Origin of the sequence: Roseateles asaccharophilus (assembly GCF_004362405.1) — a bacterium.
In the GTDB taxonomy this organism is placed as follows: Bacteria; Pseudomonadota; Gammaproteobacteria; order Burkholderiales; family Burkholderiaceae_C; genus Kinneretia; species Kinneretia asaccharophila.
Map to the genome: position 1 here is coordinate 138,795 of NZ_SNXE01000008.1, position 22,227 is coordinate 161,021.

At 66.0% G+C, this 22,227-nt stretch carries 4 protein-coding genes; all 4 read left to right on the plus strand.

Annotated elements, in window-relative coordinates; genetic code table 11:
• Position 1 precedes the first annotated feature (1 nt).
• Positions 2–2,113, plus strand: coding sequence for a glycogen debranching protein GlgX (gene glgX / locus DFR39_RS16145; RefSeq protein ID WP_133604807.1), 2,112 nt, complete (start codon positions 2–4; stop codon positions 2,111–2,113).
• 30 nt (positions 2,114–2,143) lie between these two features.
• On the plus strand, positions 2,144–3,664 hold the full coding sequence (gene malQ / locus DFR39_RS16150; protein WP_133604810.1) for a 4-alpha-glucanotransferase: 1,521 nt from the start codon (positions 2,144–2,146) through the stop codon (positions 3,662–3,664).
• Between the two features lie 526 nt (positions 3,665–4,190).
• Positions 4,191–15,014 carry a YDG domain-containing protein gene (locus tag DFR39_RS16155; RefSeq protein WP_133604812.1) on the plus strand — a complete coding sequence of 3,608 codons (10,824 nt, stop codon included), beginning with the start codon at positions 4,191–4,193 and terminating at the stop codon, positions 15,012–15,014.
• Between the two features lie 100 nt (positions 15,015–15,114).
• Positions 15,115–22,227: two-partner secretion domain-containing protein (locus DFR39_RS16160; protein ID WP_133604931.1), on the plus strand; the 7,113-nt coding region annotated here is incomplete at its 3' end.

The following is a 22,227-nucleotide window of genomic DNA, read 5'->3' on the forward strand; positions in this document are numbered from 1 at the left end:
GATGAGCGCCCCTGCCTTGCCCGACTTGCTGGCCCCCGGCCGCCACGAGCCCTTTGGCGCCCTGGCGCGCGACGGCGGCGTGAACTTCGCCGTGTTCTCCGAGCACGCCGAGCGCATCGAGCTCTGCCTCTTCGAGGCCGGCGGCCAGCGCGAGCTGCGCCGCTACGCCCTGCACGGCCCGCATGACGGCGTCTTCCACGGCTTCCTGCCCGGCGTGGGGCCGGGCCTGGTCTACGGCCTGCGCGCCCATGGGTCCTACGCGCCGGAGCAGGGCCACCGCTTCAATCCGCACAAGCTGCTGCTGGACCCCTATGCCCGCGAGATCGTGGGCCAGTTTGGCTGGCGGGCCGAGCACCATGGTTATGAGCTGGGCCATCCCGAGGGCGCGCGCAGCTTCGACACCCGCGACAACGCCCTGCACGCGCTCAAGGCTCGCGTGCCCGCGCCGCTGGCGGATTCACCACGCGCCAGCGCGCCGCGCGTCGCGCCCGAGGCCGTGGTGCTCTACGAGGTGCATGTGAAGGGCTTCTCGCGCCAGCACCCGCAGATCCCACCCGAATTTCAGGGCACGTATACCGGCCTGGCCCATCCGGCCGCCATCGCGCACTTCAAGGCCCTGGGCGTGACGACGCTCAGCCTGCTGCCGGTGCACTACGCCATTGACGAGCCGCATCTGGCCGACAAGGGCCTGCGCAACTACTGGGGCTACAACTCCCTGGGCTTCTTTGCGCCCAGCCCGCGCCTGGCCCGGCGCGCGCACCGCGAGGACCCCGCGGCGGTGGCGGCCGAGTTCCGCGCCATGGTGGCGGCCCTGCACGCCGAGGGCCTGGAGGTGGTGCTGGACGTGGTCTACAACCACACGCCCGAGGGCAATGAGTTCGGCCCCACGCTTTCATTCCGCGGCCTGGACAATGCCAGCTGGTACCGCCTGGTGGCCGATGACAAGAGCCGCAGCGAAAACCTCACCGGCTGCGGCAACACGCTGAATGTGGCCCATCCCCGCGTCACCCAGTTCGTGCTCGATTCCCTGCGCTTTTGGGTGCAGGAGATGGGTGTGGACGGCTTTCGCTTCGACCTCGCCCCGGTGCTGGGCCGCGTGGCCGGTGGCGCCTATGAGCCGCAGGCCGCCTTCTTCACCGCCCTGCGCCAGGACCCGGTGCTCAGCGGCGTGCACCTGATTGCCGAGCCCTGGGATGCCGCCGGTTTCGATGGCTACCAGGTCGGTCGTTTTCCGGGGCGCTTCCTGGAGTGGAACGACAAGTTCCGCGACGCGGTGCGCGGCTTCTGGCTGGGCCGCGGGCCGGACGGCCGCGCCATCGGGCGCGGCGAGTTCGCGCGCCGCTTCACCGGCTCCAGCGATCTGTTTCATCATGCCCAGCGCCGCCCCACCGCCTCGGTCAACTTCATCGCGGTGCATGACGGCTACACGCTGAGCGATGTGGTGAGCTATGCCGCCAAGCACAACCACGCTAATGGCGAGGACAACCGCGACGGCCGCGACGGCGAGCTCTGCGCCAATTTCGGCGTGGAAGGCCCCAGCGAGGACCCGGCCCTGCGCGCCACCCGCGAACGCGTGCGCCGCGCCATGCTGGCCAGCCTGCTGCTGGCCCAGGGCACGCCCATGCTCAATGCGGGCGACGAGATCGGCAACAGCCAGGGCGGCAACAACAATGCCTACTGCCAGGACAACCCCACCGGCTGGCTGGACTGGCCCCAGGCCGACGCGGGTCTGAGCGCCTATGTGGGCGAGCTGCTGCGCCTGCGCCGCGAGCATGCCCTGCTGCACCACGGCCGCTGGTTTGTGGAGCCCCCGGGCGGGCCGGGCGACGCCTGCATCCGCTGGTTCACCCCCGGTGGCGCCGAAATGCAGGTGCGCGACTGGCATGATGGCGCGAACCTGGGCTTTGCCGGCCAGCTGCGCTGCCCCGACGGGCGGGCGCAAGATCTGGCCCTGATGTTCAATCCCGAGCCGCAGACCCTGATCTTCACCCTGACCCAGGGGCCTTGGACCCTGCTGCTGGACAGCAGCGGCGAGCTGCCGGCCGGCCCGCTGCGCCCGGGCCAGCCCCTGAGTGTGCCGGCGCGCAGCCTCTTGCTGCTGCGTGCCCTCTAACTTCCGCCCGACCCCCAGACGAGTCAAGACATGGACCTGAACCAACGCACCGCCGGCGTGCTGCTGCACCCGACCTCGCTGCCCGGCCCGCATGGCGCCGGCGACTTCGGCCCCGCGGCCTACCGTTTCGTGGACTGGCTGGCCAGCGCCGGCCAGGGCCTGTGGCAGATGCTGCCCACCACGCCCATCGGCCCGGGCGACAGCCCCTACCAGGGCGTCTCGGCCTTTGCCGGCAATCCCTGGCTGGTGGCCCTGGAGCCCCTGATCGAGAAGGGCTGGCTGAGCCAGCCGGCGCTGCCGGACTTCGAGGCCCTGAAGGTGGACTATGGTCGCGTCTGCCCCTGGCGCGAGCAGCAGCTGCGCGCGGCGGCGGCCGGCTTCTTGGCCCGCGCCAGCGCGGCCGACCGCCAGGCCTTCGCTGCCTGGTGCGACGCCGAGTCCGACTGGCTGGCCGACTATGCGCTCTTCATGGCCATCCGCTCGCCGCTCAAGGGCCAGCCCTGGTGGGAGTGGAGCCCGGCCCTGGCGCGGCGCGAGGCCGCGGCCCTGCAGGCCGCCCGCCAGAGCTATGCGGACGAAATCGCCTTCTGGCAGTTCGTGCAGTGGCAGTTCGATGTGCAGATCCGCGCGCTCAAGGCCTATGCCAATGAGCGCGGCGTGCGCCTGATGGGCGACCTGCCCATCTTCGTGGCCCATGACAGCGCGGACTGCTGGTCGCGCCCCGAGCTCTACCATCTGGACGAGCACTTCCGCACCACGGTGGTGGCCGGCGTGCCGCCCGATGCCATGTCGGCCGAGGGCCAGCGCTGGGGCAACCCGCTCTACCGCTGGGACCGCATGGCGGCCGAGAACTATGCCTGGTGGACGGCGCGCGTGCGCCGCGCCCTGGTGCAGGCCGATGTGTTCCGCATCGACCATTTCCGCGGCTTTGCGGGATATTACGAGATCCCCGGCGAGCGCATGGATGCCAAGGTCGGCCGCTGGCTGCCGGGTCCGGGCAAGGCCTTGTTCGACGCCATCGAGCAGGCCCTGGGCCGCCTGCCCATCGTGGCCGAGGACCTGGGCTTCATCACCGAGGATGTGCATGCCCTGCGTGATGCCTGCGGCTTTCCCGGCATGAAGATCCTGCAGTTCGGCTTTGGCGGCGATGGCTCGCATGAGTTTCTGCCGCATATGTGGCCGCGCGCCAGCGTGGCCTACACCGGCACGCATGACAACGACACGGCCCGCGGCTGGTGGAATGCCGCCAGCGCCCGTGAGCGGGCCTTTGCCGGCTCCTACTTGGCCTGCGGCGAGCACGATGTGCATTGGGCCCTGATCCGCGCCTGCTGCAACTCGGTGGCCAGCATGGCGGTCTTCCCCCTGCAGGATGTGCTGGGTCTGGGCAGCGAGCACCGCATGAATGTGCCCGGCGTGCTGGGCGGCAACTGGGGCTGGCGCTTCAGCTGGGAGATGCTGGATGTGGCCGGTGGCAATGAGCCGGCCCGGGTGCTGGGCCTGATCACCGCGGCCAGCGGCCGCGGGCCCTTCGAGCTGCTGCGCCTGCCCTGAGCGGTGCTGGCGGGCCGGCGTTTTCTAGCGTCTGTGGCTTGCTGATGGGACATCTGCTAAAGCGCTGCCGCTTGCCGATGAGCGGCCTGTACGCGATTGACTTTCGCTGAGCGGGTCGGGAGACCTCGCCCAGCATCAGGGCCGACTTTTCATTGTTGCGCCTTCGCCGCAATCAACGGTCTGTCAGCCGGGCTGCGGCACTGCTGTCCCTGCTTGCTGGGCGTGTGTCTTGTCCCCAGCACGCGTGCACGCGCCGGGCCGGTTCAGGTAGCGCTGTTCCTTCTTGCGTTGGGCTTGCAGTCCGAAGGCTGCCTGCGATCAGGATGTGAAATGCCCGCCCCGTCTTCCAAGGCCCTAAGGCCTTGCACGCATACGCTAAGCGGGCCACTGGTGCAGCGCTGGCCAATTGCTTGCGTCTTTTTTCACGACGCAATAGACCGTGAATCCCCATGAAAAAGATTTAAATGATAAAAATGATCCAAATCTGAGATCGGCCAGTTTCATCTGTGAAGGTGAGTGTGAGCTCATGAACGCACATTGCTTCAAGACTGTTTTTTCGACCCGGCTGGGTGCCTTGGTGGCGGTGGGAGAGCACGCGCTGACGCAGGGGAAGGCGGGTAGCGGGGCGGGTGGTAGCGGCGTTGGGATCGGGGCTGGCGCTGGGTCTGGCGCGTGGAGCTATGTGGGCGCGGTGGCGGTGGGGCTGGCGCTGACGAGTGCGGCCTGGGCACAGGCTGGGGCGCCGGCGCTGCCCAGTGGAGCGCAGCTGGCGCAGGGTGCGGCGACGGTGCAGACGGTGGCACCGGGGCAGATGCAGATTGTCCAGGGCAGCGACCGAGCGGTGCTGAACTGGCAGAGCTTCAGCGTGGGCAGCGGCGGGCTGGTGAAGATTGATCAGCCGACGGCGCAGTCGATGCTGCTCAACCGTGTGGTGGGTGCGGATGCGTCGCAGATTCTGGGACGAGTGCAAGCCAACGGACAGGTGGTGCTGGTGAACCCGAACGGGGTGGTGTTCGGGAAGGACGGCAGCGTGAGTGCGAGCAGCTTCACGGCGTCGACGCTGGGGATCAGCGATGCGGACTTCATGGCGGGGAGGCTGAACTTCAGCCGCAACGGCAGCCAGGCGGGGGTGCGCAACGAGGGACGGCTGCAAAGCGAAGCCGGAGGCTACGTGGCGCTGCTGGGCGCCAAGGTGGAGAACGCTGGAGAGATTGCGACGCGGGGCGGCGCGGCGGTGCTGGCGGCGGCGGAGCAAGTGAGCATCGCGCTGAGCGGTACGGGCAAGATCCGGCTGGCGCTGAGCCCGGCGGCGGTGGACATGGCAGTGAGCAATGCCAAGGAAGGGGTGATCGTCAGCGAAGGCGGGCAGGTGCTGCTGAGGGCACAGGCGGTGAACCAGGCGGTGGCGAGCCTGCTGCAGTCGGGGAAGATCGATGCGAGTGCAGGGCAGGGCGGAGAGGTGAGCCTGCTGACGGACGGCGGGCTGATCAAGGTGGACGGAAGCATCCTGGCCAACAGCACGCAAGACGACAAGGGCGGGGACATCGTGATCGGCCGGGACCTGCAGACCGGGGTGCTGGCCAAGCGCACAGACGTGTCGGGCTCGCAGCTGAGCAGCCGCGGCGGCTTCATTGAGACCTCGGGCGACTGGCTCAAGACCGATGCGGTCAAGGTGGAGGCAGGGCTGTGGCTGCTGGACCCGGCCGACATCGTGATTGACAACTTCTCGGGCAGCAACAGCAATATTGGCACCAGCACCAGCGCGCCGACGACCAGCTACACCCCGGTCAGCGGAGCGGCGGCCAGCCAGATTGATGTGGGCGTGATCAACACCGCGCTAGCCAGCGGCAATGTCGTGATCACCACCACCAACACCGGCACAGCCGGCGCCGGCAACGGCGACATCACGCTCAACGCGCCGATCAGTTTTGCAGGCTCTGGCAGCGGCAGCGTGGGCAATCTGACCCTGACGGCCGACCGGGACATCATCCTCAACGCCAGCATCAGCAACACCTATCGCACCACGCTCACGGCAACGCGCGACCTTCGCATCAACGAGAACATCTCGGCCCAGGACGGCATCACCGCGCGGGCCGGCCGTGATGTGTATGTGATGAAGAACTTTGGTGGCGGCACCGCCTCCAGCATCGAGGCGGCTTACAAGGGCGGCACGCCTGCCAATGGTTGGATGACGGGCACGGGCCAGGTGATCCTGGATCCGGCGGCGGTGCTGTCTTACAACTACGCCCTGACGCTGAACTCTGGGCTGGGCTACACCAGCTCGGGCAGCACGGACACCTCCAACGGAGCGCGGGTGAACTTCAGCGACAGCCAGCTGAACTGGAACAACGGCGCTAACCCAGGCGGCTGGGTGCGGCTGCGCGGCTTCCAGGACGTGAGCCTGAGCAATGCGCGCGGGGGCAGTGCGGCGGTGACCATCCCGAGCGGCACACTGGAGGTCCAGGCTCGCAACATCACGGTGGGCACCAACCTGTCGGCCGCGGACATGACGCTCAACGCCGGCATGTTCGAGAGCACGGCGGGGGCAACGCTGGGGCAGTACAACAACGGCAACTGGATCAACAAGCAGGGCGCGTTGACCCTGGGCAGCTCGGTGCTGGGCTACAGCGGCGTGCTGGACCTGCGCTCGGGTATCGCCAACGCGGGCACCGGTGCGCGCACCAGCATCGCGGGCAGCAATGTGGCCTGGAGCAATAGCGCGGCCGGAGCGCTGCGCTTGTACGGTTTTGACACCGTGACCACCAGCAGCGATGTCAGGGCCGGTTCGGTGGATGTGTTTTCCAACCAGATCAACCAACAAGGAAATATCAACAGCGCGGGATCGGTGCGCTTGGTGGCAGCCAGCTTCGATGCGGCGGGCAACCCGCTGGGCAGCCTGGCGGGCAACACCACCACGCCCACGGGCTGGCAGAACCTTAAAGGCGAGATCGACATCAGTGCGGGCAAGACCATCACCGGCACGAGTTTTGATTTGCGCAGCGGGGTGAACAGCAGCAACACCTTGTTGCGCAAGGACTTTGATGCCGCGCAGACCTTGATTGGGGTGGGAGGAACGCTCAGCAGCTCCACGGCGAGTTCGCTGTACCTGGCCGGCTTCAGAGACGTGAAGCTCCCCAATTTCACGGACATCACGGGGGCGGGCAGCTACCAGGTGTTTGCGCGCAATATCGACGCCAGCACCATCCCCGCGGGCAAGTTCAACGCCTTCACGCTCAGGCTGTGGGCGGGGCTGTACCAGGATCAGCTGGGCGTGAATCGCTACAGTTTCAACCAGGTCGGGCGCAACGGCGTGGGCATGGGCGGGGACAATAACAACGCCGGCACCATCACACTGCCCAGCAGCCTGATGGTCCAGAGCAGCGTGCTGGACCTGAGCTCGGGCCTGACGGGCGTGAGCGGCAGCCAGCGCGTGAACTTCAGTCCGAGCAGCCTGGGCCCCTATGTGGACCCGAGCAACCCAACCCGCTACACGGGCGCCTACTACACCACCAGCGGCGGTGTGAACACCCAGCGCCAAGGCGGGGCGCGCTACCTCAACCTGCATGGCTTCAACACGGTGAACCTGCCGGCCACACCGCTGAACTACGAGCAGGTGGACATCGGCGCCAACAATGTGGTGATCAATGCGGACATCAACGCGGGGCAGGGCAGTTGGTGGCCCTTGCCCTTTTACCTGTACATCCAGGCCGGCACCTACAACCCGACCACGGGCGTGTCGGGCGGCACCAATGCCGGCTCGGTCAGCTTCAACAACGACCCGGTGATCCGGGTGCAGGGCTACACCCCGGCCGGCTTCTACGGCACCGCCTCCAGCCCGCTGGGCTTCAACTCCTACCTGCAGATCATCAACGGTGCCACAGCCGCAGACTTCACGGCTCGGCTGGGCTACACCAAGGCGGACTACAGCGCAGGCGGCACAGGTGTATTCACCAACCTGACGCTGCAGAACTTCAGCAACACACGGCTGCAGCTGGAGAATGCCAGCGACAAGATCACGGTCAAGGACTACAACGGCACCGGCTCGATCAACATCACCCAGGCCAGCGGAGCCACGGGGGCGATCCGTATCTTCAATGACCTCTCGGCCGAGAACACGATCACGCTGAACGCCGGCAACGGCAGCATCCGCATGGGCAGCCAGGTGGCCAAGGCGCCCACCATCAGCCTGACGACGGGGGCCAACTCGGCGGCCAATATCGACGCCGACACCCTCAACGTCACCAGCAAGAACCTGGGCAGCACCCTGGTGGTGAACGAGGCCAACAACGTCACGCTGGCCAACTCCGGCGCGAACACCGACACCGGCAATATCGAGATCAACGCGCGCGGCGAGCTCAGCCTGGGGGCTAATTTCACGCGCAGCGGCGCCGGCAACACCGCCAGCCTGACGCTGCGCGCCGATGCGCAGTTCGGCAACACCCTCGACACGAGCACGGGCAACTGGCAGAGCCAGACCCTCAACACCGTGTTCAGCAGCTACAACAACGGCACCACCGGCGAGGCAGGCGGCGACGGCTATGGCGCCATCCGGGTGAGCTCGGCCCAGCCCACCCTGGTGCTGCCGTCTTTCCGTCAAGTGGCTGTGGTCGATGCAGCAGCCGGCTTCACTACACCGGCCAGCAACACGAGCTATTTCAGGCCCGACGGGACGCTGTACCCGAACAGCACCCTGCTGCCCCAGGGCAGCATCATCGTGCTGGGCGCGGGTGTGAGCCCGACGGCGGCCATGGACCTGATGACGGCCTCGGGCAGCCCCTACCGCATCAAGTCCACCGTCACGCAGGGTGGCTGGAGCGTGACGGCGGCCAACACCTTCTTCAACAGCAGCGGCGTGGCCTACGCCAGCGGCACCCTGCTGCCCGTGGGCACCGAGGTGTACTACAAGACCAGCACCGCAGCGCCCAGCGGCAATATCACCAACACCTACCCCAATGGCGGCAACAACGGCCAGCAACTGCTGTACGTGGTGGGCGGCTACACCACGACCAATAGCGTGAACACCGTGCCGGACTATGTGTCCAAGGGCACCAGCTTCACGGCCAGCTACAACTTCGGTGGCCTCAGTGCGAGTCTGGCGTCCTCCGCGACCACGATCGGTGGCGACACGCCCGTGGACGTGAGTCAGGCGGCCAACTACTACGGCAACCCTGTCTCGGGCACGAACAGCCGGCTGCACATGTCGGGGCAGTTCTACACCTTCAACCCCAGCGGCGTGCTGTCGTCCACGGGCTATCTGGACGGCACGCAGGCCGCACCCACCCAGATCAACCAGCTGGCCACGGGCACGGGCAACAACTCCACCACGGGCAATGGCTGGGACACGCGCTGGGGCACGGCCACGATCACGACGGCCGGCGGCGATCTGCGGCTGTTCAGCGGCCCGCGCCATGCGCTGGCGGGGCCGGGTTACGGCGTGGGCGATCCGGCCGACCTGAACATCTTCAACAACCCGGTGACCAATGATTTCGTCAACACCAAGTCCATCAAGGACTCGGCCTTTGCCTTGAATGCCGGCACGGGCAATCTGGTGGCCCTGGGCTTCCGTGACGTGCTGCTGGATCCGAGCGGGACGCTAAGCTCCAGCGGCAATGTGACCATTGGCGCGGCACGCGACATGGTGCTCAACAACAACAGCAATCTGGGCGGCAGTGGTTCGCTGACGACCCTGCTGGCCGGCGGCATGATCACCAACAAGGTGGGCGGTGTCTACAACACCCTGGGTGCCAGCACGGGTGCGGGCGCGTCCAACCTGATGGTGCTGGCCGGTGGCGGGGTGGATCTGCGCACCAATATGGCCTCGGTGGTGGGCAGCCTGCAGGACAACCCGCTGATGACGGGCGTGCTCGCCGGGGGCATGGCGCCCACGGGCAGCTTCAACATCATCGGCAGCAACAACCAGACGGCGGGTCTGGTGGTGGGGGACAGCTTTACCAATGCACTGGTCAATGATGTGACCTTTGATGGCACGGCCGGCATTCTGTACTCGGCCAGCACGCCGCTGAGCCGCACGGGCATCAACACCAAGCCGAACGCCTCGGGCAGCGGCAGCGTGACGGGCAACTACGGCGCCGTGACCCTGAGCACAGCCGGCAACACCGGCACGGCGGCCGACATCGTGGTCAACGGTGCGATCAACACCCAGCCCACGGGCGGCAATGTGCAGCTGACGGCGCAGCGCCATGTGCTGCAGGCGGCCGATGTGCGGGCCGGGGCCGGGGATGTGAGCCTCACGGCCAGCAGCGGCAGCATCAGCCGCACGGCAGGCACGGTGGGCGGCAATGATGTGGTGCTCAGCGCGGCCACCACGATCGGCAGCAGCAGCCAGTCGATCAGCACGGCGGCGGACACGCTGGGGCTGAACTCCGCCGGCAACCAGTTCGTGAGCGAGAGCAATGATGTGACGCTGGCGGCCAGCACCACGGGCAACGGCGCGGTGGTGGTGAGCGCGGGCGGCACGCTGACGGTGGGCAGCGCCAGCGGACTGAGCGGCATCAGCAGCGGCAGCGGTGAGGTCAACCTCAAGGGCAATGCGCTGGCCGTGAACGCCAACATCGCGACCACGAGCAACGCCTTCCTGGAGGCCGTGGGCAACATCACGGCCAACGGGGCCGGTCGCATCAGCGCCGCCGCCGCTGTGCTCAGCGCGGGCGGCAGCATGGGCAGCGCGGGCTCCAGGGTGCTGACCGCTGTGCAGCGCCTGGCCCTCAACGCCAATGGCGACAGCAGCACGACGGCCTTTGTGAGCGATCTCGACGGCGTGCAGCTCTCGGCCAAGGCGCCCAATGGTGGCGGCCTCGATGTGCAGAGCGCCAGCGGCAATCTGGTGCTGGACCGCTTCAGCCTCACGCCCGGCGCGGCCAATGCCCAGGGCTATGTCGCGCCCACCAGCTCCAGCGTGGGCGTGGACGGCACGGGCAATGTGAGCCTGCAGGCGGTGGCGGGCATGGTGGATGTGGCCAAGGATCTGAGGGCCGCGGGTACCGTACGGGTGCAGGGCAAGACGGCCGACGGCAGCACCGCCGTCATGCTGCGCAGCGGCGTGAGCCTGAGCAACAGTGCCACTGCGGGCCAGAGCACCACGCTCCTAGCAGAACAGGGCAATATTGCTGCAGAAGGTCCTGCCAGCGTGACGGCGGGCACTGGGGCTGGCGTGATCCAGCTGTTGGCCGGCAGCGATGCCAGCTCGGCCGGCTCGGTGGACGGCAGCAACCTGACGATCACCCAGAGCGGCGCGGGCACGGCCCAGGGCAACAACGGCACGGTGGGGGTGCTGGTACAGACCACGGGCAGCGGCGACGTGATGGGGCCCAAGGTCATCAACAACGGCAGCGGCAATGTGGTGTTGTCCGCAGGCTCTGCCCTGGCGGCCGGCAATGCCGCTGGCGGCCAGGTCAAGACCGTCAGCGGCAACAGCACGTCGCAGCTCGGCGGAGGCAAGACCTACGTCTACACCGGTGCTGCGGCCAGCTCCGGGGATCTGGAGCTCATCGACAGCAGCTTCAGCACGCTCTACCTCTCCCAGGTCGGCAGCAATCTGGCCAACGCTCGCACAAACACCGACTTCGCCGCCGGACCTCAGCACAACAGCGGATCCAACAGCCAGGTCATGGTTCGGGAGCAACTGACACTGACCGACCGGCTCAATGCTGCCAGCGTGCGTATCACCTATGGCGACGCCGATCCCAGTGCCACGACCGTCAAGGATGCCTTGAAAGCAGCCAATCGCAGTGGCAGCAACGCCATCGTCGAGACCGTGGTCGCAGGCGCCAACAGCTATCAAGTCACCCGCGACGCCATCATTGATGACCTGACCGTCCAGGATCCGGCTGCGAATGGGACGCCGCGGCAAGTGTTGCGCGATGGCGGCGGTGGCGTCCTGGCCTACGGCTACACGCTCAGCGGCAATCGTTATCAGCTGGTTGACAGCACACCGTCCAGTCCCACTGCCAGTTTGTTTGTCGACCCGAAGGCGGCCCAGATACGTGCCAGCGACAGGACGCTGGTCTACAACGCCCAGACACAGTCTCAGGACAGTTTCAGCAGCAGTGGCTTCCTGGCTGGTACAAGCTTCACGGTCACCGGTTTTGCAAGTGGGCGCAACGCGGGGCGCTACACCTCCAGCCTCAGCGCTGCGGGGGCTGGGCTCAGCAACTACAACATCAGCTACCTCAACACTGACCTGAACATCACGCCAGCCTCCCTGATCTTGCAGGCGGTTGCCACGAGCAAGGTCTACGACGGTAATGCATCTTCTTCGACGCCTGTCGCTGTCCAGGGATTACTGGCCGGTGACACCATCCAACTGCTGAGCCAGTCCTATCTGGACAAGAACGCTGGGACAGGAAAGACCTTGCAGGTGAATCCCGGCTACGTGATTTCCGATGGCGCAGCAGGTGCCAACTACATTGTTGAGCGACGCAGTGTAGATACAGGCGTCATACAAAAGGCATCCGCTGTGGTGCGAGCCAACAGCGCTCAGCGCAGCTACAACGGCCAACTGCAGTCGGTCAGCGGCTTCACTGCAAGCGGTCTGGTTGGTGGCGAGACGGAGTCGGTGTTGACCGGCGTGAGCACCAGCGGAGGTGTCGGCAAAAACGTAGGCCAATACGCCCATCGCGCTGCTGGTGCCGATGCCAACTATGAGTTGAGTTTTGTGGATGGATCTCTGACCATCGGCAAGGCAAGTGCCAGCATCGTGGCCACTACGACAGAACGTATCTACAACGGCCAGATGCAGGGGCAGGACGCGCCCACGAAGTCAGGCTTCTTTGCCGGCGATGATGTGCAGATTGCCGGACTGGCCAGTGCTCGCAATGCAGGCAGCTATGTGTCGGCACTGACGGTTTCAGGGGCGGATGTCGGCAACTACGACATCACCATCAGCAATGGCCCGTTGACTGTCTTCCCACGTCCTATCCAGCTGCTAGGGCTCACAGCCGCTGACAAAGCCTATGACGGCAATCGAAGCGCCAGCATCACCGGCGGGCTGTTCGACGACGTGGTTGCCGGTGAAACGCTGAATATCTTCGGCAGCGGCCTGTTCGATACCAAGAATGCCGGGACGAGCAAGACGGTGACTGTGTCCGATGTGTCCACGCTCTCCTTGAGCAATGGCAGTGGCGATTGGAGCAACTATCGCCTCACGAGCAGCGGCTCCATGCAAACCCTGGCCAACATCCTTAAGCGTACGCTGACGCTCACGCCGCAGGACGCGAGAACCACCTACGGCCAAATCCGTGCCCTGGATTACACGGCGAGTGGCTTCATTCCTGGCGAGAGTCTGATCGACGCTGCGGTATCCGGCGTGCTGCTCAGCACGGCGGGCTACCAGACAGGGGGGCGCACTGCGGATGCGGGTCTTTATGCCATCGTGGGCGAGGGCGGCAGTTCTCTGAATTACGACATCCGATGGTCGGCGACGCCCGGCACGCTCACGATTGACAAGGCCTCGCTGAGCTATTTGCCAACGGCTCATATGAAGCTTCTTACGGAAGCGGACCCGCAACTCACGGGTTTGCTCAGCGGCTGGCGTAACGGGGATACGGCGGCACTTGCGGGCGATCCGTCACAGATCAGTCTGCCTGGCTTGGTTCGGGCCCCTGGCGAGATTGCAGGTCAGTATCTGATCTCGGAGGCGAGTGCCGGATGGGCACGCAACTACAACATTTCCACGATTCCCGGACGTCAGTTCACGATCGTGCCAGCACAGACCGTGCTGGTTCCGATGAAGGATGTGGCGACAAGCTATGGCCTGTTGGGTGACACCACGCCAGCCCTCGATACTGGCAATGTGCGCTACCTCGCTGCTGATGGACGAACCATCATTCGTATGAGCCTGGCCCGTGCTCTGGGCGGCACCTACTTTTTTGCCGACGGTTTGGGCGCCGAGCTGAGGGTAACGCCCACCCTGACCGGAGCCTCCGCACTCTCCGCCAGAGGCGTTTACGCCGATGCGGTCACGAACATCAACAGCGGCACCTCGCTGTCGCTGGGCAACTTTCTGGGAGTCACCACCCAAGCCATGAGCTATCTGGTCAACGCAGCGCCTCTGGTGTTGCAGGTTAATGATGTCAGCAAGGTCTATGACGGCAAGCCCACGGTACTTCTTGGCAATGGCAATGTGAGTGCTACGGGACTGGTCAACGGAGACACGCTGGCATCGCTGGGTGGTGTACGGCTGTGGGGGCCGGGTCAGAATGCCCGCAATGTGGGCCGCTACGACTTCAGTGCGGTGCTGGCACAGCCCGAGTTGGCAGACAACTACACCGTGGTGCCGGCCAGCGCGAGCCTGAGCATCACCCCCGCTGCGCTCACGCTGAGTGCGAGCACCGACAGCAAGACCTACGACGGAAGCACACGCTCGGCCGCCAAGGTGCAAGTCGGTGGCTTGTTTGCCGATGATACGGTGGTGGCGGGCCAGTCTTATCTGAGCCCGCATGTGCTTGGCGCCTTGGGTAGCACGCTCAAGGTAGACGGCTACACGGTCAACGACGGCAATGGCGGGGCGAACTACACCGTCAGCACGCGAACAGCGGCGGGCAGCATCCTGCCCAAGGTGCTGCGCGCTCAGTTCGAAGCCTCGGACAAGGTGTACGACGGCACGGTGTTGACGGCGGTTCGCGCCAGCCGTGTCGAGGGCACGGTGGGCTCGGAGACACTACAGCTCACAGGGCAGGGGCGCTTCGGCAATCCAAACGCAGGCACGAACAAAGCGGTTGAGATTTTGCCGGCGGACTTGCAGTACATCGATGGCACGGGCCGCTGGAGCAACTATGCGCTGGACAGAACCAGTTACCAGGCGCTTGCCAGCGTGAGCCCGAGGCCTTTGCGCATGCGGGGCTCGGCGGTGCAAGACAAGGTCTACGACGGCACGGTTGGCGCGACGCTCTGGCCGGGCAGTCTGGAGGGTCTTGTTGGTAATGAAACCTTGAGCCTCCAAGGATGGGCAGCCAATTTCAGGAGCCCGGAGGTGGGCACAGGAAAACCTGTGGATGTTCGCTACCGGCTGGGCGATGGCAGCAACGGTGGCTTGGCAATCAACTATGTCTTGGAGCCGGAGGTGCTGACCGGCAATGTGCTGGCTGGTGACGCTGCCAAGCCTCAGCCCCCGCAGCCTTTGCCTCGGCCGCCTTGGGGAGGGCAGGCACGCGAGCTGCGTTGGCAAGCGCCGGATCCTTGCAAATTGGGGTTGTTCATGGAGAGCGACCGTTCTCCATGGGGCTATCACAACGACATAGCTGCCAAGTCGGCCGCGCAGTGTGGTTGCGAGAAGACGCAGTTGGAGCAGGTTGAGCTTTGCTACGAGCTCGCGTTGGATCGCCCCCGCTGAAGCCAGTCACTGAGCAGTCAATGCCTTCATTTAGCAATTCTTAAGACACCGAAATAGTGCGTTCTGGAACCATGCGCCCAGCAAAAATTGGGGATGTTCCATGAACGCACATTGCTTCAAGACTGTTTTTTCGACCCGGCTGGGTGCCTTGGTGGCGGTGGGAGAGCACGCGCTGACGCAGGGGAAGGCGGGTAGCGGGGCGGGTGGTAGCGGCGTTGGGATCGGGGCTGGCGCTGGGTCTGGCGCGTGGAGCTATGTGGGCGCGGTGGCGGTGGGGCTGGCGCTGACGAGTGCGGCCTGGGCACAGGCTGGGGCGCCGGCGCTGCCCAGTGGAGCGCAGCTGGCGCAGGGTGCGGCGACGGTGCAGACGGTGGCACCGGGGCAGATGCAGATTGTCCAGGGCAGCGACCGAGCGGTGCTGAACTGGCAGAGCTTCAGCGTGGGCAGCGGCGGGCTGGTGAAGATTGATCAGCCGACGGCGCAGTCGATGCTGCTCAACCGTGTGGTGGGTGCGGATGCGTCGCAGATTCTGGGACGAGTGCAAGCCAACGGACAGGTGGTGCTGGTGAACCCGAACGGGGTGGTGTTCGGGAAGGACGGCAGCGTGAGTGCGAGCAGCTTCACGGCGTCGACGCTGGGGATCAGCGATGCGGACTTCATGGCGGGGAGGCTGAACTTCAGCCGCAACGGCAGCCAGGCGGGGGTGCGCAACGAGGGACGGCTGCAAAGCGAAGCCGGAGGCTACGTGGCGCTGCTGGGCGCCAAGGTGGAGAACGCTGGAGAGATTGCGACGCGGGGCGGCGCGGCGGTGCTGGCGGCGGCGGAGCAAGTGAGCATCGCGCTGAGCGGTACGGGCAAGATCCGGCTGGCGCTGAGCCCGGCGGCGGTGGACATGGCAGTGAGCAATGCCAAGGAAGGGGTGATCGTCAGCGAAGGCGGGCAGGTGCTGCTGAGGGCACAGGCGGTGAACCAGGCGGTGGCGAGCCTGCTGCAGTCGGGGAAGATCGATGCGAGTGCAGGGCAGGGCGGAGAGGTGAGCCTGCTGACGGACGGCGGGCTGATCAAGGTGGACGGAAGCATCCTGGCCAACAGCACGCAAGACGACAAGGGCGGGGACATCGTGATCGGCCGGGACCTGCAGACCGGGGTGCTGGCCAAGCGCACAGACGTGTCGGGCTCGCAGCTGAGCAGCCGCGGCGGCTTCATTGAGACCTCGGGCGACTGGCTCAAGACCGATGCGGTCAAGGTGGAGGCAGGGCTGTGGCTGCTGGACCCGGCCGACATCGTGATTGACAACTTCTCGGGCAGCAACAGCAATATTGGCACCAGCACCAGCGCGCCGACGACCAGCTACACCCCGGTCAGCGGAGCGGCGGCCAGCCAGATTGATGTGGGCGTGATCAACACCGCGCTAGCCAGCGGCAATGTCGTGATCACCACCACCAACACCGGCACAGCCGGCGCCGGCAACGGCGACATCACGCTCAACGCGCCGATCAGTTTTGCAGGCTCTGGCAGCGGCAGCGTGGGCAATCTGACCCTGACGGCCGACCGGGACATCATCCTCAACGCCAGCATCAGCAACACCTATCGCACCACGCTCACGGCAACGCGCGACCTTCGCATCAACGAGAACATCTCGGCCCAGGACGGCATCACCGCGCGGGCCGGCCGTGATGTGTATGTGATGAAGAACTTTGGTGGCGGCACCGCCTCCAGCATCGAGGCGGCTTACAAGGGCGGCACGCCTGCCAATGGTTGGATGACGGGCACGGGCCAGGTGATCCTGGATCCGGCGGCGGTGCTGTCTTACAACTACGCCCTGACGCTGAACTCTGGGCTGGGCTACACCAGCTCGGGCAGCACGGACACCTCCAACGGAGCGCGGGTGAACTTCAGCGACAGCCAGCTGAACTGGAACAACGGCGCTAACCCAGGCGGCTGGGTGCGGCTGCGCGGCTTCCAGGACGTGAGCCTGAGCAATGCGCGCGGGGGCAGTGCGGCGGTGACCATCCCGAGCGGCACACTGGAGGTCCAGGCTCGCAACATCACGGTGGGCACCAACCTGTCGGCCGCGGACATGACGCTCAACGCCGGCATGTTCGAGAGCACGGCGGGGGCAACGCTGGGGCAGTACAACAACGGCAACTGGATCAACAAGCAGGGCGCGTTGACCCTGGGCAGCTCGGTGCTGGGCTACAGCGGCGTGCTGGACCTGCGCTCGGGTATCGCCAACGCGGGCACCGGTGCGCGCACCAGCATCGCGGGCAGCAATGTGGCCTGGAGCAATAGCGCGGCCGGAGCGCTGCGCTTGTACGGTTTTGACACCGTGACCACCAGCAGCGATGTCAGGGCCGGTTCGGTGGATGTGTTTTCCAACCAGATCAACCAACAAGGAAATATCAACAGCGCGGGATCGGTGCGCTTGGTGGCAGCCAGCTTCGATGCGGCGGGCAACCCGCTGGGCAGCCTGGCGGGCAACACCACCACGCCCACGGGCTGGCAGAACCTTAAAGGCGAGATCGACATCAGTGCGGGCAAGACCATCACCGGCACGAGTTTTGATTTGCGCAGCGGGGTGAACAGCAGCAACACCTTGTTGCGCAAGGACTTTGATGCCGCGCAGACCTTGATTGGGGTGGGAGGAACGCTCAGCAGCTCCACGGCGAGTTCGCTGTACCTGGCCGGCTTCAGAGACGTGAAGCTCCCCAATTTCACGGACATCACGGGGGCGGGCAGCTACCAGGTGTTTGCGCGCAATATCGACGCCAGCACCATCCCCGCGGGCAAGTTCAACGCCTTCACGCTCAGGCTGTGGGCGGGGCTGTACCAGGATCAGCTGGGCGTGAATCGCTACAGTTTCAACCAGGTCGGGCGCAACGGCGTGGGCATGGGCGGGGACAATAACAACGCCGGCACCATCACACTGCCCAGCAGCCTGATGGTCCAGAGCAGCGTGCTGGACCTGAGCTCGGGCCTGACGGGCGTGAGCGGCAGCCAGCGCGTGAACTTCAGTCCGAGCAGCCTGGGCCCCTATGTGGACCCGAGCAACCCAACCCGCTACACGGGCGCCTACTACACCACCAGCGGCGGTGTGAACACCCAGCGCCAAGGCGGGGCGCGCTACCTCAACCTGCATGGCTTCAACACGGTGAACCTGCCGGCCACACCGCTGAACTACGAGCAGGTGGACATCGGCGCCAACAATGTGGTGATCAATGCGGACATCAACGCGGGGCAGGGCAGTTGGTGGCCCTTGCCCTTTTACCTGTACATCCAGGCCGGCACCTACAACCCGACCACGGGCGTGTCGGGCGGCACCAATGCCGGCTCGGTCAGCTTCAACAACGACCCGGTGATCCGGGTGCAGGGCTACACCCCGGCCGGCTTCTACGGCACCGCCTCCAGCCCGCTGGGCTTCAACTCCTACCTGCAGATCATCAACGGTGCCACAGCCGCAGACTTCACGGCTCGGCTGGGCTACACCAAGGCGGACTACAGCGCAGGCGGCACAGGTGTATTCACCAACCTGACGCTGCAGAACTTCAGCAACACACGGCTGCAGCTGGAGAATGCCAGCGACAAGATCACGGTCAAGGACTACAACGGCACCGGCTCGATCAACATCACCCAGGCCAGCGGAGCCACGGGGGCGATCCGTATCTTCAATGACCTCTCGGCCGAGAACACGATCACGCTGAACGCCGGCAACGGCAGCATCCGCATGGGCAGCCAGGTGGCCAAGGCGCCCACCATCAGCCTGACGACGGGGGCCAACTCGGCGGCCAATATCGACGCCGACACCCTCAACGTCACCAGCAAGAACCTGGGCAGCACCCTGGTGGTGAACGAGGCCAACAACGTCACGCTGGCCAACTCCGGCGCGAACACCGACACCGGCAATATCGAGATCAACGCGCGCGGCGAGCTCAGCCTGGGGGCTAATTTCACGCGCAGCGGCGCCGGCAACACCGCCAGCCTGACGCTGCGCGCCGATGCGCAGTTCGGCAACACCCTCGACACGAGCACGGGCAACTGGCAGAGCCAGACCCTCAACACCGTGTTCAGCAGCTACAACAACGGCACCACCGGCGAGGCAGGCGGCGACGGCTATGGCGCCATCCGGGTGAGCTCGGCCCAGCCCACCCTGGTGCTGCCGTCTTTCCGTCAAGTGGCTGTGGTCGATGCAGCAGCCGGCTTCACTACACCGGCCAGCAACACGAGCTATTTCAGGCCCGACGGGACGCTGTACCCGAACAGCACCCTGCTGCCCCAGGGCAGCATCATCGTGCTGGGCGCGGGTGTGAGCCCGACGGCGGCCATGGACCTGATGACGGCCTCGGGCAGCCCCTACCGCATCAAGTCCACCGTCACGCAGGGTGGCTGGAGCGTGACGGCGGCCAACACCTTCTTCAACAGCAGCGGCGTGGCCTACGCCAGCGGCACCCTGCTGCCCGTGGGCACCGAGGTGTACTACAAGACCAGCACCGCAGCGCCCAGCGGCAATATCACCAACACCTACCCCAATGGCGGCAACAACGGCCAGCAACTGCTGTACGTGGTGGGCGGCTACACCACGACCAATAGCGTGAACACCGTGCCGGACTATGTGTCCAAGGGCACCAGCTTCACGGCCAGCTACAACTTCGGTGGCCTCAGTGCGAGTCTGGCGTCCTCCGCGACCACGATCGGTGGCGACACGCCCGTGGACGTGAGTCAGGCGGCCAACTACTACGGCAACCCTGTCTCGGGCACGAACAGCCGGCTGCACATGTCGGGGCAGTTCTACACCTTCAACCCCAGCGGCGTGCTGTCGTCCACGGGCTATCTGGACGGCACGCAGGCCGCACCCACCCAGATCAACCAGCTGGCCACGGGCACGGGCAACAACTCCACCACGGGCAATGGCTGGGACACGCGCTGGGGCACGGCCACGATCACGACGGCCGGCGGCGATCTGCGGCTGTTCAGCGGCCCGCGCCATGCGCTGGCGGGGCCGGGTTACGGCGTGGGCGATCCGGCCGACCTGAACATCTTCAACAACCCGGTGACCAATGATTTCGTCAACACCAAGTCCATCAAGGACTCGGCCTTTGCCTTGAATGCCGGCACGGGCAATCTGGTGGCCCTGGGCTTCCGTGACGTGCTGCTGGATCCGAGCGGGACGCTAAGCTCCAGCGGCAATGTGACCATTGGCGCGGCACGCGACATGGTGCTCAACAACAACAGCAATCTGGGCGGCAGTGGTTCGCTGACGACCCTGCTGGCCGGCGGCATGATCACCAACAAGGTGGGCGGTGTCTACAACACCCTGGGTGCCAGCACGGGTGCGGGCGCGTCCAACCTGATGGTGCTGGCCGGTGGCGGGGTGGATCTGCGCACCAATATGGCCTCGGTGGTGGGCAGCCTGCAGGACAACCCGCTGATGACGGGCGTGCTCGCCGGGGGCATGGCGCCCACGGGCAGCTTCAACATCATCGGCAGCAACAACCAGACGGCGGGTCTGGTGGTGGGGGACAGCTTTACCAATGCACTGGTCAATGATGTGACCTTTGATGGCACGGCCGGCATTCTGTACTCGGCCAGCACGCCGCTGAGCCGCACGGGCATCAACACCAAGCCGAACGCCTCGGGCAGCGGCAGCGTGACGGGCAACTACGGCGCCGTGACCCTGAGCACAGCCGGCAACACCGGCACGGCGGCCGACATCGTGGTCAACGGTGCGATCAACACCCAGCCCACGGGCGGCAATGTGCAGCTGACGGCGCAGCGCCATGTGCTGCAGGCGGCCGATGTGCGGGCCGGGGCCGGGGATGTGAGCCTCACGGCCAGCAGCGGCAGCATCAGCCGCACGGCAGGCACGGTGGGCGGCAATGATGTGGTGCTCAGCGCGGCCACCACGATCGGCAGCAGCAGCCAGTCGATCAGCACGGCGGCGGACACGCTGGGGCTGAACTCCGCCGGCAACCAGTTCGTGAGCGAGAGCAATGATGTGACGCTGGCGGCCAGCACCACGGGCAACGGCGCGGTGGTGGTGAGCGCGGGCGGCACGCTGACGGTGGGCAGCGCCAGCGGACTGAGCGGCATCAGCAGCGGCAGCGGTGAGGTCAACCTCAAGGGCAATGCGCTGGCCGTGAACGCCAACATCGCGACCACGAGCAACGCCTTCCTGGAGGCCGTGGGCAACATCACGGCCAACGGGGCCGGTCGCATCAGCGCCGCCGCCGCTGTGCTCAGCGCGGGCGGCAGCATGGGCAGCGCGGGCTCCAGGGTGCTGACCGCTGTGCAGCGCCTGGCCCTCAACGCCAATGGCGACAGCAGCACGACGGCCTTTGTGAGCGATCTCGACGGCGTGCAGCTCTCGGCCAAGGCGCCCAATGGTGGCGGCCTCGATGTGCAGAGCGCCAGCGGCAATCTGGTGCTGGACCGCTTCAGCCTCACGCCCGGCGCGGCCAATGCCCAGGGCTATGTCGCGCCCACCAGCTCCAGCGTGGGCGTGGACGGCACGGGCAATGTGAGCCTGCAGGCGGTGGCGGGCATGGTGGATGTGGCCAAGGATCTGAGGGCCGCGGGTACCGTACGGGTGCAGGGCAAGACGGCCGACGGCAGCACCGCCGTCATGCTGCGCAGCGGCGTGAGCCTGAGCAACAGTGCCACTGCGGGCCAGAGCACCACGCTCCTAGCAGAACAGGGCAATATTGCTGCAGAAGGTCCTGCCAGCGTGACGGCGGGCACTGGGGCTGGCGTGATCCAGCTGTTGGCCGGCAGCGATGCCAGCTCGGCCGGCTCGGTGGACGGCAGCAACCTGACGATCACCCAGAGCGGCGCGGGCACGGCCCAGGGCAACAACGGCACGGTGGGGGTGCTGGTACAGACCACGGGCAGCGGCGACGTGATGGGGCCCAAGGTCATCAACAACGGCAGCGGCAATGTGGTGTTGTCCGCAGGCTCTGCCCTGGCGGCCGGCAATGCCGCTGGCGGCCAGGTCAAGACCGTCAGCGGCAACAGCACGTCGCAGCTCGGCGGAGGCAAGACCTACGTCTACACCGGTGCTGCGGCCAGCTCCGGGGATCTGGAGCTCATCGACAGCAGCTTCAGCACGCTCTACCTCTCCCAGGTCGGCAGCAATCTGGCCAACGCTCGCACAAACACCGACTTCGCCGCCGGACCTCAGCACAACAGCGGATCCAACAGCCAGGTCATGGTTCGGGAA